Source organism: Mesorhizobium sp. M7A.T.Ca.US.000.02.2.1 (assembly GCF_003996995.1).
Classification (GTDB): Bacteria; Pseudomonadota; Alphaproteobacteria; order Rhizobiales; family Rhizobiaceae; genus Mesorhizobium.
This window is the reverse complement of the sequence record NZ_RZTT01000054.1, coordinates 1-21,757: the sequence shown is the minus strand read 5'-3', so window position 1 is coordinate 21,757 and position 21,757 is coordinate 1. Positions and strand designations below refer to the sequence as shown.

The 21,757-nt window shown below is 63.1% G+C and carries 20 protein-coding genes; 7 read left to right on the top strand and 13 right to left on the bottom strand.

Features of this window, described 5'->3' with window-relative positions; translation table 11 throughout:
• The 3 genes from EOD15_RS07955 to EOD15_RS07945 all read right to left on the bottom strand — a co-directional run.
• Positions 1-310: biotin/lipoyl-containing protein (locus EOD15_RS07955; protein ID WP_292702464.1), on the bottom strand; the 310-nt coding region annotated here is incomplete at its 3' end.
• A 1-nt stretch (position 311) separates the two neighbouring features.
• Positions 312-1,325 carry an alpha-ketoacid dehydrogenase subunit beta gene (locus EOD15_RS07950; RefSeq protein WP_127322481.1) on the bottom strand — a complete coding sequence of 338 codons (1,014 nt, stop codon included), beginning with the start codon at positions 1,323-1,325 and terminating at the stop codon, positions 312-314.
• Positions 1,326-1,328: 3 nt separating this feature from the next.
• Entirely contained in the window at positions 1,329-2,561 is a 1,233-nt protein-coding gene (locus EOD15_RS07945; protein WP_127322482.1) for a 3-methyl-2-oxobutanoate dehydrogenase (2-methylpropanoyl-transferring) subunit alpha, read from the bottom strand.
• A 318-nt stretch (positions 2,562-2,879) separates the two neighbouring features.
• Between EOD15_RS07945 and holA the strand changes: the two genes are divergently transcribed.
• Positions 2,880-3,926, top strand: coding sequence for a DNA polymerase III subunit delta (holA, locus tag EOD15_RS07940; protein WP_127322483.1), 1,047 nt, complete (start codon positions 2,880-2,882; stop codon positions 3,924-3,926).
• A gap of 208 nt (positions 3,927-4,134) precedes the next feature.
• On the opposite strand, the gene EOD15_RS07935 is transcribed toward holA, so the two are convergent.
• The 5 genes from EOD15_RS07935 to mnmE form a co-directional block, all read right to left on the bottom strand.
• A complete protein-coding gene (locus tag EOD15_RS07935) occupies positions 4,135-5,025 on the bottom strand; it encodes a ParB/RepB/Spo0J family partition protein (protein WP_127322416.1) in 891 nt (296 codons plus the stop codon).
• 69 nt (positions 5,026-5,094) lie between these two features.
• Positions 5,095-5,895, bottom strand: coding sequence for a ParA family protein (locus EOD15_RS07930; RefSeq protein WP_081738757.1), 801 nt, complete (start codon positions 5,893-5,895; stop codon positions 5,095-5,097).
• A gap of 52 nt (positions 5,896-5,947) precedes the next feature.
• Positions 5,948-6,580, bottom strand: a complete 633-nt coding sequence (rsmG, locus tag EOD15_RS07925) for a 16S rRNA (guanine(527)-N(7))-methyltransferase RsmG (protein WP_127322417.1) — start codon at positions 6,578-6,580, stop codon at positions 5,948-5,950.
• Positions 6,577-8,457: a tRNA uridine-5-carboxymethylaminomethyl(34) synthesis enzyme MnmG gene (mnmG, locus tag EOD15_RS07920; protein WP_127408407.1), complete on the bottom strand. Its 1,881-nt coding sequence runs from the start codon at positions 8,455-8,457 to the stop codon at positions 6,577-6,579. The genes rsmG and mnmG overlap by 4 nt, the downstream gene beginning before the upstream one ends.
• A 473-nt stretch (positions 8,458-8,930) precedes the next feature.
• Positions 8,931-10,262: a tRNA uridine-5-carboxymethylaminomethyl(34) synthesis GTPase MnmE gene (mnmE, locus tag EOD15_RS07915; RefSeq protein WP_127320733.1), complete on the bottom strand. Its 1,332-nt coding sequence runs from the start codon at positions 10,260-10,262 to the stop codon at positions 8,931-8,933.
• A 64-nt stretch (positions 10,263-10,326) separates the two neighbouring features.
• Here mnmE and EOD15_RS07910 point away from each other — a divergent pair, with 64 nt between their 5' ends.
• The gene (locus EOD15_RS07910; RefSeq protein ID WP_127320734.1) at positions 10,327-12,345 is read left to right on the top strand and encodes a thioredoxin domain-containing protein; all 2,019 of its coding nucleotides are present in this window, start codon (positions 10,327-10,329) and stop codon (positions 12,343-12,345) included.
• Positions 12,346-12,591: 246 nt separating this feature from the next.
• Here the strand turns inward: EOD15_RS07910 and rho are convergent, their stop codons facing one another.
• From rho to hemE, 3 genes are all read right to left on the bottom strand, one after another.
• Complete coding sequence (gene rho / locus EOD15_RS07905) at positions 12,592-13,857, bottom strand: transcription termination factor Rho (protein ID WP_127268017.1); 1,266 nt, start codon at positions 13,855-13,857, stop codon at positions 12,592-12,594.
• Between the two features lie 422 nt (positions 13,858-14,279).
• Positions 14,280-14,816: a protoporphyrinogen oxidase HemJ gene (gene hemJ, locus EOD15_RS07895; RefSeq protein ID WP_127320735.1), complete on the bottom strand. Its 537-nt coding sequence runs from the start codon at positions 14,814-14,816 to the stop codon at positions 14,280-14,282.
• Positions 14,816-15,847 carry a uroporphyrinogen decarboxylase gene (gene hemE / locus EOD15_RS07890; RefSeq protein ID WP_127320736.1) on the bottom strand — a complete coding sequence of 344 codons (1,032 nt, stop codon included), beginning with the start codon at positions 15,845-15,847 and terminating at the stop codon, positions 14,816-14,818. The genes hemJ and hemE overlap by 1 nt, the downstream gene beginning before the upstream one ends.
• Positions 15,848-16,252: 405 nt before the next feature.
• On the opposite strand from hemE, the gene EOD15_RS07885 reads away from it, so the two are divergent.
• The 5 genes from EOD15_RS07885 to dnaQ all read left to right on the top strand — a co-directional run bounded on the left by EOD15_RS07885 (position 16,253) and on the right by dnaQ (position 20,384).
• Positions 16,253-17,074 (top strand): pyruvate, water dikinase regulatory protein, encoded by an 822-nt coding sequence (locus EOD15_RS07885; protein ID WP_127320737.1) that lies wholly within the window; start codon positions 16,253-16,255, stop codon positions 17,072-17,074.
• 288 nt (positions 17,075-17,362) lie between these two features.
• Complete coding sequence (locus EOD15_RS07875; RefSeq protein ID WP_127320738.1) at positions 17,363-17,962, top strand: Maf-like protein; 600 nt, start codon at positions 17,363-17,365, stop codon at positions 17,960-17,962.
• The gene (locus EOD15_RS07870; protein WP_127320739.1) at positions 17,955-18,797 is read left to right on the top strand and encodes a shikimate dehydrogenase; all 843 of its coding nucleotides are present in this window, start codon (positions 17,955-17,957) and stop codon (positions 18,795-18,797) included. The genes EOD15_RS07875 and EOD15_RS07870 overlap by 8 nt, the downstream gene beginning before the upstream one ends.
• Positions 18,794-19,393 (top strand): dephospho-CoA kinase, encoded by a 600-nt coding sequence (coaE, locus tag EOD15_RS07865; RefSeq protein ID WP_127408406.1) that lies wholly within the window; start codon positions 18,794-18,796, stop codon positions 19,391-19,393. The genes EOD15_RS07870 and coaE overlap by 4 nt, the downstream gene beginning before the upstream one ends.
• 289 nt (positions 19,394-19,682) lie before the next feature.
• The gene (gene dnaQ, locus EOD15_RS07855) at positions 19,683-20,384 is read left to right on the top strand and encodes a DNA polymerase III subunit epsilon (protein WP_127323025.1); all 702 of its coding nucleotides are present in this window, start codon (positions 19,683-19,685) and stop codon (positions 20,382-20,384) included.
• Positions 20,385-20,515: 131 nt separating this feature from the next.
• Here the strand turns inward: dnaQ and EOD15_RS07850 are convergent, their stop codons facing one another.
• Positions 20,516-20,803: a GIY-YIG nuclease family protein gene (locus EOD15_RS07850; protein WP_127323024.1), complete on the bottom strand. Its 288-nt coding sequence runs from the start codon at positions 20,801-20,803 to the stop codon at positions 20,516-20,518.
• Between the two features lie 253 nt (positions 20,804-21,056).
• Positions 21,057-21,554 (bottom strand): protein-export chaperone SecB, encoded by a 498-nt coding sequence (secB, locus tag EOD15_RS07845; protein WP_023813420.1) that lies wholly within the window; start codon positions 21,552-21,554, stop codon positions 21,057-21,059.
• Positions 21,555-21,757 lie beyond the last annotated feature (203 nt).

Here is a 21,757-nt window from a genome sequence, read left to right as displayed (position 1 = left end):
GGTTAGGGGTGGGGGTAGATGCCGCTGTGACCTCTGGCGATTTCGTGTCTGCGACAACATTCCCCTCGCCCGCCACCTTCAGCCGCACGATGGGCGAACCGATCGCCACCGTGTCGCCGATCTCGGCGCCCAGCCACAGGATCTCGCCGTCGACCGGCGACGGGATTTCGACTGTCGCCTTGTCGGTCATGACGGCGGCAAGCACAGTGTCCTCGCGCACCATGTCGCCGATCTTGACGTGCCATTCGACCAGCTCGGCCTCGGCGACACCTTCGCCGACATCGGGCAGCTTGATGATGTGTTCGCCCATCTCAGGCTCCCATGGTTTCAAGCAAAGCGCGGCCGACGCGGCCGGGGCCGGGGAAATAATCCCACTCCTGCGCATGCGGATAGGGCGTGTCCCAGCCGGCGACCCGCGCCACCGGCGCTTCGAGGTGATAAAAACAGTTTTCCTGCACCAGCGCCGACAGTTCGGCGCCGAAGCCCGACGTCAGCGTCGCCTCATGCACGATGACGCAGCGCCCGGTCTTCTTGACCGAGGCGACGATCGTGTCGAGGTCGAGCGGCAAAAGCGTCCTGAGATCGATGATCTCGGCATCGATGCCCGTTTCTTCGACGGCCGCCTGCGCGACATAAACCATGGTGCCGTAGGCGAGCACGGTGAGGCCCGAGCCTGCCCTGCGGATCGCCGCCTTGCCGAGCGGCACAGTGTAGTGGCCGTCGGCGACCTCGCCGAGCTCATGTTTCGACCACGGCGTCACCGGCCGGTCGTGATGGCCGTCGAACGGACCATTGTAGAGCCGCTTCGGTTCGAGGAAGATCACCGGATCGGGGTCTTCGATCGCCGCGATCAAAAGCCCCTTGGCGTCGTGCGGGTTGGACGGCACCACGGTCTTCAGCCCCGACACATGAGTGAACAACGCTTCCGGGCTCTGGCTGTGCGTCTGGCCGCCGAAGATGCCCCCGCCGGTCGGCATGCGCACCACGATCGGGCAGGTGAAATCGCCGTTCGAGCGGTAGCGCAGCCGCGCCGCTTCCTGGGTCAGCTGGTCGTAGGCCGGATACATGTAGTCGGCAAACTGAATCTCCACGCAGGGTTTCAGGCCATAGGCGGCCATGCCGATGGCCGAGCCGACAATGCCGGATTCGTTGATCGGCGCATCGAAGCAGCGGCTCTTGCCGTATTTGGCCTGCAGGCCCTGCGTGCAGCGGAAGACGCCGCCGAAGAAGCCGACATCTTCGCCGAACACGACGACTTTGTCGTCGCGCCCCATCGATACATCCATGGCATCGCGAATGGCCTCGATCATGGTCCGTCTCGGCATGGCTCAGACTCCCGCCTGCTGGCGCTGGCGTCTGAGATGCGGCGGCATCTCGGCGTAGAGCCCCTCGAACATGTCTCGCGTCGACGGCTTGCCGCCGGCATGCAGCGTGCCGTGGCTTTCGGCTTCCTTCTGCGCCGCGATAACCGTGTCGAGGATTTCCGCCTCGGCCTGCGTGTGCCGCTCATCCGACCAGACGCCAAGCTGAATGAGATGGTTTTTCAGCCGCACGATCGGATCGCCGAGCGGCCAGGCGTCGGATTCGGTCTTCGGCCGGTAAGCGGACGGGTCGTCCGAGCTCGAATGCGCGCCGGCACGGTAGGTGACATATTCGACGAGCGTCGGCCCGAGATTGCTGCGCGCACGCTCCGCCGCCCATTTGGCCACCGCATGGACGGCGAGATAGTCGTTGCCGTCGACGCGCAGCGACGGGATGCCGAAGCCGAGCCCCCTTGCCGCGAACGTGCCCGAGCCGCCGCGCGCAATGCCCTGAAAGGTCGAGATCGCCCACTGGTTGTTGACCACATTGAGCACGACCGGCGCCTTGTAGGTCGAGGCGAACACCAGCGCCGAGTGGAAATCGGATTCGGCCGTCGAGCCGTCGCCGATCCAGGCGGCTGCGATGCGCGAATCGTTCGATATTGCCGAGGCCATCGCCCAGCCGACCGCCTGGATGTACTGCGTCGCCAGATTGCCGGAGATCGAGAAGAAGCCGTGCTCCTTCGACGAATACATGACCGGTAATTGCCGGCCCTTCAGCGGATCCGCCTCGTTGGAATAGATTTGGTTCATCATCGTGACCATCGGATAGCCGTCGGCGATGAGCAGCCCTGCCTGGCGATAGGTCGGGAAATTCATGTCGCCCGGCGCCAGTGCCTTGCGGAAGGCGCAAGCCACCGCCTCTTCGCCCAGATGCTGCATGTAGAACGAGGTCTTGCCCTGCCGCTGCGCCATCTGCATGCGCGCGTCGAAGGTCCGCAGCGTCATCATGTGGCGTAGGCCGGCCAAAAGCTCGTCGCTTGAAAGCAGTCCGGCCCAGGGACCAACGGCCTCGCCAGTGCGGTTCAGCACGCGGATGATCGAGAAGGCATGATCGCGGATGGTGCGCGGATCGACATCGATGTCAGGGCGCGGCACCGAGCCGGCCTTCGGGATCGGCACATTGGAAAAATCAGGCGTTCCGCCCGGCCGCACTTCCGGTTCCGGAACGTGAAAACGCAACATCCCAGCATCGGCCATGACCTTTGTCCTCCAATGTTGCCTGGTATCGATATTTGCATATCTGCGCCGCCAGGCCAGTGCGAATTCGTCGGGGTAGCCTGCGGACGTCGGTCCGGCTGCGCCGGCCGATCCAGCCTCCCGCGCACCAAGATGAAGATATGTCGGCGAAATTTCTTGTCGATGTTGGGCGAGGATGCGCAATTAGAGAGAAGTTTGAGCCGGGTTTGCCGGCAGATAAGGTGATTGGGGAAGCGCGAAGCGACATCTCCCCCTCGAGGGGGGAGATCACGCACACCCCGGTTCACCCCACGCCCGCATCATGCTAACCAACCCGCCATGGCACAGAAGAAAGCTTACGAGGTCGACGGCTGGCTCGCGAAGCCGGACCAGCGCATTTCGATCGTCCTGCTTTACGGCCCCGATCGCGGCCTCGTCTCCGAGCGGGCGAAGGCGTTTGCCGGCAAGACCGGCCTGCCGCTCGACGATCCCTTCTCGGTGGTCAGGCTGGAGGGTTCGGAGGTCGACCGCGACGAGGGCCGGCTGCTCGACGAAGCCCGCACCGTGCCGATGTTTTCCGACCGGCGGCTGCTGTGGGTGCGCAATGCCAGCGGCCAGAAGGCATTGGCCGACGACGTCAAGGCGCTGACGGCGGAGCCTGCGCGCGATGCGATCATTCTCATCGAGGCCGGCGATCTCAAGAAAGGCGTCGGATTGCGCGCCATCGTCGAGGCGGCCGACAACGCCATGGCGCTGCCTTGCTATGCCGATGAAGCGCGCGACATCGACGGCGTCATCCACGCCGAACTGAGCAAGGCCGGCATGTCGATGACCATGGAGGCGAGACAGGCGCTGCGCCGCAATCTCGGCGGCGACCGGTTGGCCTCGCGCGGCGAGATCGAGAAGCTCGTGCTCTACGCCCATGGCCAGAGCGAGATCGGGCTGGAGGAGGTCAAGGCGATGTCGGGCGACGTCTCCGGCGCCTCTTTTGACGACGCGGTCGACGCGCTCCTCGAAGGCAAGATCGGCGACTTCGACACCGCCTTCACTCGCCATTGCCAGTCCGGCGGCCAGCCCTTCCTGGTGCTGTCCTCGGCAATGCGACAGCTGCAGCAGATCCAGATCATGCGCGGCCAGATGGAGTCCGGCAACCGCAACGCCGCCTCGGTCGTCGCCGCCGCCCGCCCGCCGGTGTTTTTCTCCAGGCGCAAGCTGGTCGAGAAGGCGCTGGAGCGCTGGAGCACTGACGCGCTCGGCCGCGCGTTGACCCGGCTGCAGACGGCGGTGCTGCAGACACGACGGCGGCCGGACCTTTCCGTAGCGCTGGCGAGGCAGGCACTGCTTGGCATTGCGGTGGAGAGTAGCAGGCTGGCGCAGCGCGCCTGATCTCCCCCCTCGAGGGGGAGATGTCGCCGAAGGCGACAGAGGGGGTCGTTGCGCGTGGAGCGCTGGCCTCCTCTTCGTTTCCACAAGGGCGCCGGCGCTTGGTGTGAGGCGACCCCTCTGGCCTGCCGGCCATCTCCCCCTCAAGGAGGGAGATTAGCGGCGTCGCCGATTTCGCCAAAATCCGGCCTGAAGATAATTCGCCGGCTAATTATCGTTCCTGCTTCAGCCGCCTGCACAACTCATCGAGCTGTTCCAGCGAGCGATAGGCTACCCGCAGCACACCGCCTCTGCCCTTGTGATCCACCGAAACGATCATGCCGATCGTATCGGTCAACAGTTTTTCCAGCGCCAGCGTGTCGGCGTCCTTTTCGTCAGGACTTGGCGCCGGCCTGGCTTCCCTGGCGCTGCTGGTGCCGGCCGGCATCTGCGCCAGCGCTTCGGCCTGGCGCACCGAAAGTCCTTCTTCGACGATGCGCTTGGCAAGGCCGGCCGGGTCTTCCGCCGTCACCAGCGTGCGGGCATGACCCGCCGACAGCGCGCCGTCGACCAGCATGTCGCGGATCACATCCGGCAGCTTCAAGAGCCTGAGCGTGTTGGCGACATGGCTGCGGCTCTTGCCGATCACCTGGCCGAGATCGGCCTGGGTGTAGCCGTGCTCGTCGATCAGCTGCTGATAACCAAGCGCCTCCTCGACCGCATTGAGATCGGTGCGTTGGACGTTCTCGATGATCGCCAGTTCGAGCGCGGTGCGATCGTTGACCTCACGGATGATGACCGGGATCTCGGACAGCCCGGCGCGCTGCGCTGCACGCCAGCGCCGCTCGCCGGCTATGATCTCGTAGCGTCCGGCCTGTGTCGGCGAAGGCCGCGCCACCACCGGCTGGACGACGCCGTGTTCGCGGATCGACTGGGCAAGATCGGTCAGCTCGGCGTCGCCGAAATGCCGGCGGGGATTCTTCGGATTGGGGGTCAGGAACTCGATCGGCACCTTGCCGTCGGCGCTCATGCCCGGTTTTTCAGGTGCTACTGGGCGATCAATCTCGCCGATCAGCGCTGCCAGTCCGCGGCCCAGTCTCTTTCTCGAAAGGTCTTCGCTCATCTTTATTCCAGTTGGCTATTCCAAATCGTTTCGGTATCGAATCGGCTCTTGACTATGCATCCGGCCACATCAAGCGGCGCGTAACTTGCGCTCGCGGCGGATCACTTCCGATGCCAGTTGCAGATAGGCCTGGCTGCCCGAGCATTTCAAATCGTAGAGGATCGCCGGCTTGCCGTAGGACGGCGCCTCGGACACCCGCACATTGCGCGGGATGATGGTCTCGTAGACCTTGTCGCCCATATGCGCCCGCACATCCTGCACGACCTGGTTGGCGAGATTGTTGCGGCCGTCATACATGGTCAGCACGATGCCTTGGATGGTCAGATCCGGATTGATCGAGCGGCGCACCTGCTCGACCGTTTCCAGCAACTGGCTGAGACCTTCGAGCGCGAAAAACTCGCATTGCAGCGGCACAAGAACAGAATCGGCTGCAGCCATTGAATTCAAAGTCAAAAGGTTGAGCGATGGCGGGCAGTCGATCAGCACATAGCCGAACGGTGCGCCGCGCTCGGTAGCGGCGCGCAGCGCGTTGCGCAGCTTGAGCACCCGGTCGGGCGCGGAGGCGATCTCCATTTCGATGCCGAGCAGATCGAGCGTCGACGGCACGATCGACAGGCCGGGCACGGCTGTGGGGATGGCCGCGGCCTCCAGCTCCAACTCGCCGGTCAGCACGTCATAGGAGGACACCGTCCGGTCCTTGCGGTCGATGCCGAGACCGGTGCTGGCATTTCCCTGCGGATCGAGATCGACGATCAGCACCTTTTCGCCGATCGCAGCCAGCGCGGTCGCCAGATTGATGGCGGTCGTCGTCTTGCCGACACCGCCCTTCTGGTTGGCTACGGTGATGATTCGGGGGCCATTCTTCATCATGGGTTTATGCCAGAAGTTCATTTTGGGCGCCAAATCGCCTGTCAGTGACGGATCAGACAGGTCGCAGGTTGGACAATTCCAGGATGACGCCGCCAACGTCGGTCACACTTGGATGTTCTACCAGATCGAAGGACCATCGGTGAACGCTTTCTTGCACTTCGGTGCGGTAATCCCGGCCTTTGTGGAACAGGCCGCGCGCGCCCGAAATCAGCCAGGGCGCCGACAGGTCCAGCAAGGTCGAAAGCGGAGCCAGCGCCCGCGCCGTGACGATTTGCGGCGTCGAAACAAGCGCGTGGCTGTCATCGATGCGGCGCGCCACGACCCGCGCCGGCAGGCTGAACTGGCCGACGACGGTCTGCAGGAAGGACGCCTTTTTGCGATTGCTTTCAACTAGGTCGATGCTGGCGCCGTCGCGTTCGGCCAGCAGGAACGCCATCACAAGGCCTGGAAATCCACCGCCCGAGCCGAGATCCACCCAGCGTGTGGCAACGGGTTCTATGCGCCCGAGTTGGGCGCTGTCCAGGATATGGCGCTGCCAGACATCGCCCGACGTCGATTGCGCCACCAGGTTGATGCTGCGGTTCCATTTCTGGAACATCTGCTCGAACGCCACCAACCGATCGAATGTTTCACGTGAAACCGGGCCTGCCGCATCCTGCAGGCTCTCCAGGGAAAAAGAACTCACGCAACATCCTTTTGTGGGCGCTGGGCGCTCTCCGCGTGACGGACATGCGCGACGATGATCGCCAGCGCCGCCGGCGTCATGCCTTCCATGCGCTGGGCATCGGCGATGGAGCGCGGCCGCCGCGCCTGCATCTTCTGCTTCAGCTCGTTCGACAGACCCGGCACTCCGGCGAAATCGACCGTCTCGGGGATCAGCCGGCTCTCCTCATGCCGGATCTGCGCCACGTCGGTCTTCTGGCGATCAAGATAGACAGAATACTTCGCTTCCGTCTCGAGGCGCTCCGCCGTCTTGCCGTCGATCGCCGCAAAGCGCGGATCGACGCCAGCCAGCCAAGCGACATCGACGTCGGGATAGGAAAGCAATTCATAGCCGGACCGGCGCACGCCATCCCGGTTGATGTCCAGCCCGTGCCGCGCCGCCTCATTCGGCGTCATGGCGAGCGACTTCGCCAAATCCCGTGCCTCATCCAGGCTTTGCATGACCTGCCCGTAGCGCTGCATGCGCTGTGCCGAGGCGATGCCCAGTTTCGCAGCCATAGGCGTCAGTCGCTCATCGGCATTGTCGGCACGCAGCGATAGCCGGAACTCGGCCCGTGACGTGAACATCCGGTAGGGCTCTGCGATGCCGCGGCTGGTCAAATCGTCGACCATCACGCCGATATACGCCTCGGTGCGGCTGAGCACGATTTGCTCGCTCCCCGCCGCCCGCCGCGCCGCATTGAGGCCTGCGAGCAGGCCTTGCCCGGCTGCTTCCTCATAGCCGGTCGTGCCGTTGATCTGCCCGGCGAGGAAGAGACCACCGATGCGCTTCGTCTCCAGCGTCTGATGCAGTTCGCGCGGATCGACATGATCATACTCGATGGCATAGCCGGGCTGCAGCATGATTGCGCGCTCCAGCCCCGGAATGGTTTTCAATATATCGAGCTGCACATCTTCGGGCAACGAGGTGGAAATCCCATTGGGATAGACGGTATCATCGTCCAGCCCTTCCGGCTCCAGAAAGATCTGGTGCCCATCCCTATCGCCGAACTTGACGATCTTGTCCTCGATCGACGGGCAATAACGCGGCCCGACGCCCTCGATCGAACCGGAATACATGGCCGAGCGGCCAAGATTGGCGCGGATCAACTCATGCGTGGCCGTGGTCGTGCGTGTGATGCCGCACTCGATCTGCGGCGTTTCGATGCGGTCGGTCATCAGCGAGAACGGCACCGGATCCGCATCCGCCGCCTGGCTTTCCAGAGTCGCCCAGTCGATGGTCCGGCCATCGAGCCGCGGCGGCGTTCCGGTCTTCAGCCGTCCAAGCTTGAAGCCCGCGCGGTCCATCGTCGCCGAGAGCCCAAGGCTGGCCTGCTCGTTCATGCGGCCGGCGACAATCTTCCTCTCGCCAATATGAATAAGCCCACGCAAAAAAGTTCCAGTCGTCAGCACGACCGCGCCACAGCCAAGCCGCCTGCCGTCGGCCAGGAGAACAGCCGTGATCCGCCCATCGGCGATCTCGAAATCCAGCACCTCGCCTTCGACCACGTCGAGATAGTTCTGCTGCCGAATCGCTTCCTGCATGGCAAGGCGATAAAGCTTCCGGTCGGCCTGCGTACGAGGGCCGCGCACGGCGGGACCCTTGCGGCGGTTGAGCAGGCGGAACTGAATGCCGGCCGCATCCGCCACGCGCCCCATCAGGCCATCCATGGCATCGATCTCGCGCACCAAATGGCCCTTGCCGAGCCCGCCGATCGCCGGATTGCAGGACATGACCCCGATCGTGCCGAAGCGCAGTGTCACCAGCGCGGTCTTGGCACCAGCGCGCGCGGCAGCGCTGGCCGCCTCGCAACCCGCGTGACCGCCGCCCACCACAACCACATCATAGCGATTGGTCATCACAAACTTCCCAGACTCGAATGATTGAGGGACACATGTCCCCGCGAGGCTTGGCTGTCAAGAAAACTCCGCGAGTCGTTTCACGTGAAACAGCCTTGCACCGCCATCGCGTGTGTTTCACGTGAGTCATCGGGGCACCGATGTTTCACGTGAGTCGCACCTTGCCGCTGCTCGAAGGTCTTACCCAAGCGTTCGCAACGTTCGTCATCCTAAGGCAAAGCAGGAGCGAAGCGACGTCGCGGAGACCCTAGGATCCATGCCGTGATCTTGGCCAAAGAGTACAGCGGATCAGAATTCTGCACTGTGGCGCGCGCTCAGAAGTCGCGGCATGGATCCTCGGGTCTGCGCCGCGTCGCTACGCTCCTTGCTCCGCCCGTGGATGACGAAGCGATGGGGCGTTCCGCAAACGGTCCATCAAAATCTCTGCATCGACAAACTGATTCATTTTACGAGAGCACATCGTTTCACGTGAGTCATTTCCCAATGCAGAACTGTGAGAAAATCACGTCCAACATGTCCTCGACGTCAATGGCGCCGACAATACGGCCCAGGCGATCTGCTGCAAGCCGCAACTCCTCGGCGCGCAATTCCTGCCCGACAGTCTGGCCGTCGGTTGCGCGAACCAGGTAACTATTCGCCGCGCCAAGCAGTTCAACGTGGCGAAGGCGCGACGGCAGGACATCGCCGAAGCTGCCGGCTGCTTCCGCCGCCCGCCGGCCGATTTCCCCCAGCAGTTCCTCGATGCCCGTCCCGTTCTTTACCGAAATGACAAGGTCATAATCCTCCGTCGCGTCACTCGCCGCGCGGTCTTCCAGCAGATCGAGCTTGGTGCCGACGCGCACGGTCGGCGCCACAGTCGGCAGCTCGCCGACATCTCTTGGGTTCGCGATGTCCTGCAGCAAGAGCAAGAGATCGGCGCCATGCGCCTTGGCCCTGGCCTTCTCGATGCCGATCGCCTCGACCTTCCCCGGCGCATCGCGCAGCCCGGCCGTATCCGTAAGCCGGACCCGCAGCCCCTGGAGATCAAGTGTCACTTCAAGCAGATCCCGCGTCGTGCCGGGTTCATCCGTTACTATAGCGGCATCCCGCCGCGCCAGGGCGTTGAACAGACTCGACTTACCGGCGTTGGGCGCGCCAAGGATAACGACCTCGAAGCCGTCGCGAATGATCTCGGCGGCGCGAAATCCGGCAATGTGCCGGTCGATCTCGCCGATCATAGTTTTGACATCGGACCAAATCGTATCCGAAACGGAACCGGGAACATCGTCCTCGTCGGCAAAATCGATCTCGGCCTCGATCATGGCGCGGGCGTGGATCAGTCGGCGGCGCCAGCCGAGATAGAGTTCGCTCTGAACGCCTTCGGCATTCTGAACGGCAAAGCGCCGCTGCGCCTCGGTTTCGGCGTTAATGAGATCCGCCAGCGCCTCGGTCTCGACCAGGTCAACCTTGCCGTTGAGAAAGGCGCGGCGCGTGAATTCGCCCGGTTCCGCGTGCCTGACGCCGTCAAAACCAGTAATCGTCTCCAGCATCCTGGCCACCACGGCGCGTCCGCCATGAACGTGGAATTCCGCCACATCCTCGCCCGTAAAACTGGCCGGTCCGGGAAAGAAGACGACCAAGCCCTTATCGAGCACGGTTCCATCGGGCGCCCTGAATCTGCGCAAGACCGCGACGCGGGGCTTAACAATACCCCCGGCAATCGTTTCGACTACGAATCGAGTCTGCGGGCCGGAAATGCGAATGACGGCGACGCCGGCCGGGAGCCGGCCGCTCGACAGCGCTACGATGGAATCGCCTGAAATCATTTGCCCGCTCTACCGAACCGCCCTAGCTTTACGCCCATCAGCCAATCGCACCCGAGTTTGCCCAGTGACGCTGCCAGCGCAAAACCTGCTTGCCGAAGAAGCCAGCCCCTACCTGCAGCAGCACAGCGGCAATCCCGTGCATTGGCGCGCCTGGTCGCCGGCTTCGCTCGAAGAGGCCAACGCGCTGGACAGGCCGATCCTGCTCTCGGTCGGCTATGCCGCCTGCCACTGGTGCCACGTCATGGCGCATGAAAGCTTCGAGGACGATGGTGTCGCCGCCGTCATGAACCGTCTGTTCGTCAATATCAAGGTCGACCGCGAGGAGCGCCCCGACATCGACCAGATCTATATGGCGGCGCTGTCCTCGATGGGCGAGCAGGGTGGCTGGCCACTGACCATGTTCCTGACGCCGGACGGCAAGCCGTTCTGGGGCGGCACCTACTTTCCGCGAGAGCCACGCTACGGCCGCCCCGGTTTCATCCAGGTGATGGAGGCGGTGGACAAGGCCTGGCGCGAGAAGCGGGCGAGCCTCAACCAGAGCGCCGACGGTCTGACCACACATGTCGAGGCACGGCTCGCCGGTTCGCACGCGAAAACAGGGCTCGACCGCGACACGCTGGCTGAGCTTGCCAAGGGCATAGACGGCATGATCGACCGCGATCTCGGCGGCTTGCGTGGCGCGCCGAAATTTCCCAATGCGCCGTTCATGCAAACGCTGTGGCTGTCCTGGCTGCGCGACGGCAACGCCAGCCATCGCGACGACGTTCTCAACAGCCTCGAACAGATGGTCAGCGGCGGCATCTACGACCATGTCGGCGGCGGGCTCAGCCGTTACTCGACCGATGCCGAATGGCTGGTGCCGCATTTCGAAAAGATGCTCTACGACAATGCCCAGCTGATCCGCTTCTGCAACTGGGCCCATGCCGCAAGCGGCAACGAGTTGTTCCGGGTCCGAATCGAAGAGACGATCGGCTGGCTGCTGCGCGAGATGCGCGTTGACGGCGGCGCCTTTGCCGCCAGCCTCGATGCCGACAGCGACGGCGAGGAAGGACTGTTCTACACCTGGAGCCAAGACGAGATCGAGGCCGCCCTCGGCGACGATTCCGCCTTGTTTTTAAAACACTTCACGCTCTCCAGCCCGCACGGCTGGGAAGGCAAGCCGGTCGTCCACCAAACCCTGTCCCAGCAATCGCACTATGTGATCGATCGCGAAGAGATCGGCCCGCTCAAGGCGAAACTCCTCACCGTGCGGGAACAGCGGGTCAGGCCCGGTCTTGACGCAAAAACCCTCACCGACTGGAACGGCCAGATGATCGCAGCACTTGCCGAGGCCGGTCGGTCGTTGGCGCGGCCCGACTGGATCGACTCGGCGGCAAAAGCCTTCGCCCACATAAGCACCGCCGGCCGCGACGGCCGTCTGCCGCATTCGATGCTCGGCGCCAGAAAACTATTCCCTGCGTTGTCCAGCGACTATGCCGCCATGGCCAACGCAGCGATCTCGCTGTTCGAGGCCACTGGCAATTGGAGCTATGTCGACCAGGCCGGCCAGTTTATCGAGCAGCTCGACCATTGGCACGCCGATACCGAAAAGACAGGTTACTACCTGACCGCCTCGGACAGCACCGACGTGCCGATCCGCATCCGCGGCGATGTCGACGAAGCGATTCCCTCCGCTACCGGCCAGATCATCGAGGCACTGGTCCGGCTCGCCTCCGTCACCGGCAATCTCGACCTGCAGGAAAGGGCCTGGCAAGTCGCCGAGCATGCCGCCGGCCGCGCGGCGCACCAGGCCTATGGCCAGGCCGGCATCGTCAACGCCTGCGCGCTGGCGATCGAGCCACTCAAACTGGTCATCGTCGATGCGCTTGACGATCCAAAGCTCGTTCCGGTTGCGAATCGAAGTCCCGACCCCCGCCGCGTCGACGTTGTCGTGCCGATAGGTACGGGTACGAATCGACCCTTGCTGCCTGGCGGAATCCTGCCGCCGACCAACGAGGCGGGTGCATGGTTGTGTACTGGGCAGGTGTGTTTGCCGGTCGTGACGGATGCTGAAGAGTTGGAACGATTGTTGCGAGGGCGATAAGGGCAACGCTGCTCGATCTGCCCAAAATTGCGGCGCTGGCGCCGCCCCTCATTGCCCTGCCGGGCATCTTTCCCCGTATAGGGACGGGGAGAAAGACGCCGTCATGGACGGTTTCGCCAATTTTCAACGCAGCAGAACGAGCGCCGAGGGTGCGGCCATCTCCCTTCTCCCCGTCACTATATGGGGAGAAGGTGCCGGCAGGCGGATGAGGGGCAGCGCAAGCAGTTGCCCGTTGGCCCTCGCCAGTTACGTGTTCATCGAATCGAAGAAATCCGCATTGGTCTTGGTCTGCTTCAGCTTGTCGATCAGGAACTCGATTGCGTCGGTGGTTCCCATCGGCGCCAGGATGCGGCGCAGCACGAAGATCTTCTGCAGATCCTGCTTGGAAACCAGAAGGTCTTCCTTGCGGGTGCCGGACTTCAAGATGTCCATGGCCGGATAGATGCGCTTGTCGGCCACCTTGCGGTCGAGCTGGATTTCGCAGTTGCCGGTGCCCTTGAACTCTTCGAAGATGACTTCGTCCATGCGGCTGCCGGTATCGATCAGCGCGGTGGCGATGATGGTCAGCGAACCGCCTTCCTCGATGTTGCGGGCGGCGCCGAAGAAGCGCTTCGGCCGCTGCAGCGCGTTGGCGTCGACGCCGCCGGTCAGCACCTTGCCGGATGACGGCACGACGGTGTTGTAGGCGCGGCCGAGGCGGGTGATCGAATCGAGCAGGATGACGACGTCGCGGCCATGCTCGACCAGGCGCTTGGCCTTCTCGATGACCATTTCGGCGACCTGCACGTGGCGCACCGCCGGCTCGTCGAAGGTCGAGGAGATCACCTCGCCCTTCACCGAGCGCTGCATGTCGGTCACTTCTTCCGGCCGCTCGTCGATCAGCAGCACGATCAGATAGCATTCCGGATGGTTGGCGGTGATCGAGTGGGCGATGTTCTGCATCAGAACCGTCTTGCCCGTACGCGGCTGCGCGTTGATCAGAGCGCGCTGCCCCTTGCCGATCGGCGCGACCAGGTCGATCACACGCGGCGAGATGTCCTTGGTGGTCGCATTCTCGATCTCCATCTTCAGCCGCTTGGTCGGATAGAGCGGCGTCAGATTGTCGAAGTGGATCTTGTGCCGGATCTTTTCGGGATCGTCGAAATTGATGGTGTTGACCTTGAGCAGCGCGAAATAGCGCTCGCCCTCTTTCGGGCTGCGGATCGGCCCTTCGACCGTATCGCCGGTCTTCAGCGAAAAGCGCCGGATCTGCGACGGCGAAATATAGATGTCGTCGGGACCTGGCAGATAATTGGCATTGGCGGAGCGCAGGAAGCCGAAACCGTCCTGCAGCACCTCGACCACGCCATCACCGATGATCTCGATCTCCTGGGCGGCCAGCTTCTTCAGGATCGCAAACATCAGCTCCTGCTTGCGCATGACGCTGGCGTTTTCGACCTCGAGCGATTCGGCATAAGCGATCAGCTCTGGCGGTTTCTTGTTCTTGAACTCGGCGAGTTTCATTTCTTGCATAGACGGACCTTGAATAGATGGAGTCTGGGTAGGCTTTGGGAAAATATCGGCGGGATGCGACAAATGCCGGGCGCGGCCGAAAACAACGAGGGGCGGCGCATGACGGGAAGGAAGACCCGTCTTTTATCGTCGGTCGGGTGAAAGAGCAAGCTGCGTTTTAACAGCGGCAATTACAAGTCACAGTCGACTGGGAAGCGGTCAATCGGAGATGTCGGCGCCGCCCCTCATTGTCCTGCCGGACATTTCTCCCCGTATAGAGACGGGGAGAAAGGGGCAGGTTCAGCGCGGGCGCCCTTTCCGGCCACGCTGATGATTGGCGAAACCATCGATGACAGCGCCCCTCTCCCCGTCCCTATACGGGGAGAGGATGCCGGCAGGCAGGTGAGGGGCAGCGCCAACGCTTGAAGGCATCAGTCGAACCATCAGAACGGTTTGACCACCACCAGGATGACGATTGCGATCATCAGCAATGTGGGGATCTCGTTGACCATCCGCCAGTGCCTGGCGGGTTTTTCGTTGCGGTCCTCGGCGAATTTGCGCACCGCGCCCGAGAGATAGCCATGCATGGCGGACAGCAAAAGCACCGCACCGATCTTGGCATGCAGCCAGCCGCCCTGGAAACCAAAACCCTTCCAGGCGAGCCACAGGCCGAACACCCAGGTCACGATCATCGCCGGGTTGATGATGCCGCGCAGCAGGCGCCGCTCCATCACCTTGAAGGTCTCCGATTGCACCGAGCCCTTCTCGGCATCGGCATGATAGACCAGCAGCCGCGGCAGATAGAGCATGCCCGCCATCCATGAGATGACGGCGAGGATATGGATCCCCTTTGCCCAGAGATAGAAGCTGTCGGGTGCCGCGAAATACAAAAGCGCGGTGAGAACGACCAGCACCGCGATACCTGACATCATCCGCATCATCGCCTGACCGGTGCTGTTCGTGTTTTTCATCTCAGCCATCAGCGTGTCGCGCTCCGCACCTGTTTCACCATCGCCTCGACATGGGCGATCGGCGTCTCCGGCGTGATGCCATGACCGAGATTGAAGATCAGCGGTCCGTCTCCCAGCGCTCCCAGGATCGCCTCGACGCCGTCGGATAGCGCCTTGCCGCCAGCCACGAGCCGCAAGGGATCGAGATTGCCCTGAACCGCACCCGAGCGCTGCAATTCCTTCGCCGCGATCAGGGGTACCGTCCAGTCGATCCCCAGCGCCGTCACGCCGGTCTTCTGTCGATATGTCCGGTAGCGCGAACCGGCACCCTTGGGAAAACCGATGATCGGGACATCGGGATGAACCGCCCGCACCCGGCCAACGATCTCGGCCATCGGCTGAACGCAGAACAGGTCGAAACTCTCATCGTCCAGCACGCCGGACCAGGAATCGAATATCTGCACCACATCCGCACCCGCCTCGATCTGGCGGATGAGATAGGCGGCCGAATGTTCGGCAAGCACCTTCAGCAATCGTTGAAAGGCCACCGGTTCGCGATAGGCAAAAAGCCGCGCCGGCGCCTGGTCGGGCGTGCCATGACCGGCGATCATGTAGGTCGCCACCGTCCACGGCGCGCCGCAGAAGCCTATCAGGGTTGTCTCTTCGGGCAGTTTGGCCCGCAACCTGCGAACCGTCTCGTAGACCGGTTCGAGATTCACGTGAAACACCTTGCCTTCCAGAGCCAAAATCTCCGGCGCGGTGATCGGCGTCAGCAGCGGCCCTCTGCCCTCTTCGAAGCGGACGTCACGGCCAAGCGCATGCGGAACCACAAGGATATCGGAAAACAGGATCGAGGCATCGAAACCAAAACGCTCGATCGGCTGCAAGGTCACTTCGACCGCAAGGTCGGGATCATAGCAGAGGTCCAGGAACGAGCCCGCGCGTTTGCGTGTCTCCCGATACTCCGGCAGATAGCGTCCGGCCTGACGCATCATCCAGAGCGGAGGCGGAAAATGAGCCTTGCCCTTCAGGACATCCAGCATGATCCGGTTCTGGGGCATCGGGCGCTCGCTTCTCCCAGCCTCTTCTATAATCAAAGATTCTTATATCTAAGATTCTTCTGATTCTAAGAGTCTGTTGGTTCTGGTGGTTGTCACCTGTCCCGCTTTGCCCCGGAAAACACCAGCCAACATATTGTCGCGTGCTTCTTTTTCCCGGATGTAGGGTTCTGGGGATAGCTCTGAATCGATCAGTCGAGTCAAAGTGTTAGGCACAGTGGTGAAAGGCAGGTCCTGTGGACGGCCCGCAGTCGAAAAAAGCCGTCCCCAAACTTGTCCCCAGTCACCCGACGAAGCTGACAGCGCATCGAATTGTGGACAAACTGCCATCTGATACAGTCGCTTCCGACCGACCCGTCTTTTCATCCCGCTTTATCCACAGAAGCCCACAGCCCCAGGTGACCCCCTGTGAACAAACCCCAGAGCTTCTTCCACCTGCACCTGATTTCCGACGCGACCGGCGAAACGCTGCTCGCCGCCGGCCGGGCGGCTTCGGCGCAGTACAAGGATGCGCGCGCCATCGAGCATATCTATCCGCTTATCCGCACCGAAAAGCAGGTGGCGAAGGTGTTCGAGGACATCGAGGAGGAACCGGGCATCATCCTCTATACGGTCGTCGACCAGAAGCTGGCGCGCGGCATCGACGAGCGCTGCGCGGCCATGGGCCTGCCCTGCGTGTCGGTGCTGGAGCCGGTGCTGACCGTGTTCCAGTCCTATCTCGGCACCCCGGCCGGTCGCCGCGTCGGTGCCCAGCATGTCCTCGACGCCGAATATTTCCGCCGCATCGACGCGCTCAATTTCACCATGGACCATGATGACGGCCAGTTGCCGCTCAATATGGACGATGCCGATGTGGTGCTGATCGGCATTTCTCGCACGTCGAAGACGCCGACCAGCATCTATCTCGCCAACCGCGGGATCAAGACCGCCAACATCCCGATCGTGCTCGGCGTGCCGGTGCCGGAAAGCCTGGTTGCCGCCAGCAAGCCGCTGATCGTCGGGCTGATCGCCACCGCCGAGCGCATCTCGCATGTCCGGCAAAACCGCATCCTCGGCAACAGCGGCTCGTATGAGGCATCGGATTATGTCGACCGCGCCGCAATCGGCGAAGAGCTCGCCTATGCCCGCAAGATCTGCACGCGCCACGGCTGGCCGATGATCGACGTCAGCCGCCGCTCGATCGAGGAAACGGCGGCGGCCATCGTTGCCCTGCGGGGGAAGAATAGATAGATGAGCGAGGAGTGCGTTTTCCGAGTCTTCCCTGGAGGAAATTCGGCCCCGCCCCTCACCTGCCTGCCGGCATCCTCTCCCCGTATAGTGACGGGGAGAGGGCGCTGTCATTGATGGTTTCGCCAATCGCGACTGTGGCTGGAAACAGCGCCAGCGCTGAAGCTGCCCCTTTCTCCCCGTCTCTATACGGGGAGAAATGTCCGGCAGGACAATGAGGGGCAGCGCTAACCTTACAGGACTAGAGCTGATCAAACCCCAACCGCGCCTGTGTCTGCGCCCGAGTGCAAAATGACCGAAAAACTCATCCTCGCTTCCGGCAGTCCGTTCCGCAAGGCGATGCTCGTCAATGCCGGCGTCGATGTCGAAGCCGTCCCGGCCGATGTCGACGAGCGCGCGCTCGAGGCGCCGTTGCAGGATAGCGGTGTCTCGCCCGAGGACGTCGCCCTGGTGCTGGCCGAGGCCAAGGCCAGCGAAGTCAGCGAGCGCAGGCCGGGTGCCCTGGTGCTGGGCTGCGACCAGACGCTGTCGCTCGGCGACGAGGTGTTCCACAAGCCGGCCGATAGGGAAGGCGCACGCCGTCATCTGCTGGCGCTGTCGGGCAGGACCCATCAGCTCAACAGCGCCGCTGTTCTGGTCCGCGACGGCAAGGTTTTGTGGCGGCATGTCGGCATCGCCTCGATGACCATGCGCAAGCTCGACCCAGCCTTCATCGGCCGCCACCTCGCCCGCGTCGGCGCCAAGGCGCTGGGGAGCGTCGGCGCTTATCAGATCGAAGGCGAAGGCATTCAATTGTTCGAGAAAATCGAAGGCGATCATTTCACCATTGTCGGCTTGCCGCTTCTGCCGCTGCTCGCCGAACTGCGCACGCTGGGAGCGATCGATGGCTGAGGCGTCGAAAAAAGCCTTCGTGTCGGGCCATCCGGTCAAGCATTCGCGCTCGCCGAAGATCCATGGCCACTGGCTGGCCAAACATGGCATCGACGGAAGCTACCAGGCCATCGATGTCGCGCCGCAAGACTTTGCCGTGTTCTTGAAGACGTTGCAGGCGAACGGTTATCAGGGCGGCAACATCACCATCCCGCACAAGGAAGCCGCTTTCGCATTGGCCGACCAGCGCGACGAGGCGGCGCAGGAAATCGGCGCCGTCAACACGCTGTGGTTCGAGGACGGCGTCCTGTGGGCCGGCAACACCGACGGTCACGGCTTTGCCGCCAACCTCGACGATCATGCATCGGGCTGGGCAAGCAAGGGTCCGGCGGTGGTGCTCGGCGCCGGCGGCGCGTCGCGCGCCGTCATCCATGCGCTGAAGGAGCGCGGTGTGACCGACATCCGCATCGTCAACCGCACTGTGGCCCGGGCGCAGGAATTGCGCGATCGTTTCGGCGCCGGCGTTTCGGCGCATGGCATGGCGGCGACGGATGAACTGCTCGGCGATGCCGGCCTGCTGGTCAACACCACCGCGCTCGGCATGCATGGCAATGAAGGCCTGTCGGCCGATCCCGCCCGGCTGCCCGACCATGCCATCGTCACTGACATCGTCTATGTGCCGCTGGAGACGCCGCTGCTCGCGGCCGCCCGTGGGCGAAATCTGAAGGCGGTCGACGGCCTTGGCATGCTGCTGCATCAGGCCGTGCCCGGCTTCGAGCGCTGGTTCGGCGTCAGGCCGCGGGTGACGGCCGAACTCCGGGCGCTAATCGTCGCCGATCTGGTGCCGAAGCCATGATCGTGCTCGGCCTCACCGGCTCCATCGGCATGGGCAAGTCGACTACGGCCAGGATGTTCGCTGACGCCGGCGTGCCGGTCCATGATTCCGACGAGACGGTGCATCGCCTCTATGCCGGCAAGGCAGCCCCGTTGGTCGAGGCCGCCTTTCCCGGCACCACATCTGCCGGGGTGGTCGACCGGGCAAAGCTTGGCGCGCGCGTGCTCGGTGACGCCGCCGCGCTGAAGCGGCTCGAGGCGATCATCCATCCGCTGGTGCGCGCCGACGCCGATGCCTTTCTGGCCAGGCATCGTGGATCAGGCGCGCCGACCGCCGTCCTCGATATCCCCCTGCTGTTCGAAACCGGCGGCCGCAACCGCGTCGACAAGGTCGTTGTCGTCACTGCGCCGGCCGAGACCCAGCGCGCCCGCGTGCTGGCGCGGCCTGGCATGACGGAGGAAAAGCTGGCGTCGATCCTGGCCAAGCAGGTGCCGGATGCGGAAAAGCGGCGTCAGGCCGATTTCATCGTCGACACCGGCCAGGGGCTGGACGCCGCGCGCGCGGCGGTCAATGCGATCATCAGGCAGCTGATAGGAGTCGGCAAACCAGGCCGCTGACACTGGCTGATGTCGGCTCCGCCCCTCATCTGCCTGCCGGCATCTTCTCCCCGTATAGTGATGGGGAGAAGGACGCTGTTGCAAGGGATTTCGCCAATCTCCAAGGTTTCGGAAAGGGAGCCGAGGTTGCGGCCAGCCCCTTCTCCCCGTCACTATACGGGGAGAAGTGCCCGGCAGGGCGATGAGGGGCAGCGCAAACCTGTGGCGATTGTCCTAGGCAACGCCGTTTCTCATTGCCATTTTGTTCCGTTGTATGAATCTGCTCCCTTGGAGCGGAGCGACTGATTCGATGCGTGAGATCATCTTCGACACGGAAACCACCGGCCTCGATTCGCGCGACGACCGCGTCATCGAGCTGGGCGGCGTCGAGCTGGTCAACCGCTTCCCGACCGGCAGGACCTTCCACCGCTATATCAACCCGCAAGGCCGTGCTATCCACGCCGAGGCGCAGGCGGTGCACGGCATCAGCGCGGCGGACCTCGCGGGCAAGCCGACCTTTGCCGAGATTGTGCAGGAGTGGCTGGACTTCACCGACGGCGCCAAGCTGGTCGCCCACAACGCCACTTTCGATGTCGGCTTCCTCAACGTCGAATTCGGCCGGCTTGGTCACCCGGTCATAGACAATGGTTTTGTCGTCGACACGCTGGCGCTGGCGCGCCGCAAGCACCCGATGGGTCCGAATTCGCTCGATGCGCTCTGCCGGCGCTACGGCATCGACAACACCAAGCGCACCAAGCACGGCGCCCTGCTCGATTCCGAGCTGCTGGCCGAGGTCTATATCGAGCTGATCGGCGGCAAGCAGGCGGCCCTTATCCTCGACAGCGCCACCGCGCCGGCGCAAGGCGAGAATGTCCGCCAGATCGAAATCATCATCAGCCAGCGCCCGGCACCCCTGCCGCCGCGTGTCACCGAAGCCGAACGCGCCGCGCACACCGGCATGGTCGGGACGCTTGGCGAAAAGGCACTCTGGCTGAAGGTTGCGGCTGGCTGAGCAATTGCTGACCGAAACCCTTGCGGCTTCGTCATCCTAGGGCGGAGCAGGAGCGAAGCGACGCAGCGGAGACCTTAGGATCCATGCCGTGACAGTGGTGCAGTGCTCCGGCGGTGCAAGGAACCGAACGCCTACCACCCCGTCCCGCGAAACAGCTCGAACCATTCCGGATTGGCTTTTTCGATCAACTCGATCTTCCATTGGCGCGGCCAGCGCTTCAGTGACTTCTCGCGCTGGATGGTATCGGTGATATCGAAAAATTCTTCGTACCAGACCAGCCGCTGAACACCGTAGCGGCTGGTGAAGCGCGAGCCCTCACCGGATTTGTGCTCCGGCATGCGGCGACCGAGATCGTTGGTGACACCGATATAGATGGTGCCGGCCTTCTGGCTCGCAGTCATGTAGACATAGCCGGTCATCGTTTTAGCGTAGCGAGCATAGGCGCGGGGGCAAGCGCCATTCTGATCCGTTGCATTCTAAGGCACACGTCACGGCATGGATCCTAGGGTCTGCGCTGCGTCGCTTCGCTCCTTGCTTCGCCCTAGGATGACGAAGACGGGACGGCTAGGCCATTCGAAGGGCGCCGGCGCCTCAGCTATCTCTCCAGCACCTCAAACAGAAAACCCGGCGCGAGGCCGGGTTCTCAGAAAACAACAGCGATGGCAGCCGAGCTCAGCTCACCTTGACCTTGGACGCCTCGTCCTCGGCCAGCTTCTGCTGGAACATCTGTGCGAAGTCGATGGGGTCGAGCATCAGCGGCGGGAAGCCGCCATTGCGGGTTGCCTCGGCGATGATCTGGCGGGCGAACGGGAACAAAAGGCGCGGGCATTCGATGAACAGGATCGGCAGCATGTGCTCCTGCGGAAAACCTGCAATGGCGAACACGCCGCCATAGACCAACTCGACATTGAACAGCACTTCCTGGTCGAAGGACGCCTTGGCGTTCAGCGTCAGATTGACGTCGAACTGCTTGTCGGAGAGCGGGTTGGCGTTGACGTTGACGTTGATGGCGATGCCCGGCGCCTTGTCGCGGCCGCGCAGCGAATTGGGCGCGCCGGGGCTTTCGAAGGACAGGTCCTTCACATATTGCGCCAGAACGTTGAGCGACGGCTGCGCCGCATTGCCGTTTCCGTTGGCTGCGCCGACCGGCGCGTCATCTTTGCTGGCCATAAGCCTTGTCCTCTTGCCTGGGCAGCGTCGCTGACCGAATTGAAATCGGGCGTTCGCTACCATGGCGGGGATGACAAGACAAGGTTTGCCGCCTTGCTTCCGGGCTGCGGGATGGAGATGGGACGGCGCCCTAATCGTCCTTCAGGCGGCGCCACGGCGACTATTCGCGCGAAGACGATCTGAAGCGCGGACCGGATCACAAC

What these genes read in the sequence shown, in the direction of transcription:
- EOD15_RS07870 (WP_127320739.1), top strand. Translation starts at nt 17,955, where the DNA reads ATGGCTGAGGCGTCGAAAAAAGCCTTCGTGTCGGGCCATCCGGTCAAG.
- EOD15_RS07930 (WP_081738757.1), bottom strand. Translation starts at nt 5,895, where the DNA reads ATGATGAAGAATGGCCCCCGAATCATCACCGTAGCCAACCAGAAGGGC.
- secB (WP_023813420.1), bottom strand. Translation starts at nt 21,554, where the DNA reads ATGGCCAGCAAAGATGACGCGCCGGTCGGCGCAGCCAACGGAAACGGC.
- EOD15_RS07950 (WP_127322481.1), bottom strand. Translation starts at nt 1,325, where the DNA reads ATGCCGAGACGGACCATGATCGAGGCCATTCGCGATGCCATGGATGTA.
- EOD15_RS07850 (WP_127323024.1), bottom strand. Translation starts at nt 20,803, where the DNA reads ATGACCGGCTATGTCTACATGACTGCGAGCCAGAAGGCCGGCACCATC.
- coaE (WP_127408406.1), top strand. Translation starts at nt 18,794, where the DNA reads ATGATCGTGCTCGGCCTCACCGGCTCCATCGGCATGGGCAAGTCGACT.
- dnaQ (WP_127323025.1), top strand. Translation starts at nt 19,683, where the DNA reads ATGCGTGAGATCATCTTCGACACGGAAACCACCGGCCTCGATTCGCGC.
- EOD15_RS07875 (WP_127320738.1), top strand. Translation starts at nt 17,363, where the DNA reads ATGACCGAAAAACTCATCCTCGCTTCCGGCAGTCCGTTCCGCAAGGCG.
- mnmG (WP_127408407.1), bottom strand. Translation starts at nt 8,457, where the DNA reads ATGACCAATCGCTATGATGTGGTTGTGGTGGGCGGCGGTCACGCGGGT.
- hemJ (WP_127320735.1), bottom strand. Translation starts at nt 14,816, where the DNA reads ATGGCTGAGATGAAAAACACGAACAGCACCGGTCAGGCGATGATGCGG.
- mnmE (WP_127320733.1), bottom strand. Translation starts at nt 10,262, where the DNA reads ATGATTTCAGGCGATTCCATCGTAGCGCTGTCGAGCGGCCGGCTCCCG.
- rho (WP_127268017.1), bottom strand. Translation starts at nt 13,857, where the DNA reads ATGCAAGAAATGAAACTCGCCGAGTTCAAGAACAAGAAACCGCCAGAG.
- hemE (WP_127320736.1), bottom strand. Translation starts at nt 15,847, where the DNA reads ATGCCCCAGAACCGGATCATGCTGGATGTCCTGAAGGGCAAGGCTCAT.
- holA (WP_127322483.1), top strand. Translation starts at nt 2,880, where the DNA reads ATGGCACAGAAGAAAGCTTACGAGGTCGACGGCTGGCTCGCGAAGCCG.
- EOD15_RS07935 (WP_127322416.1), bottom strand. Translation starts at nt 5,025, where the DNA reads ATGAGCGAAGACCTTTCGAGAAAGAGACTGGGCCGCGGACTGGCAGCG.
- EOD15_RS07945 (WP_127322482.1), bottom strand. Translation starts at nt 2,561, where the DNA reads ATGGCCGATGCTGGGATGTTGCGTTTTCACGTTCCGGAACCGGAAGTG.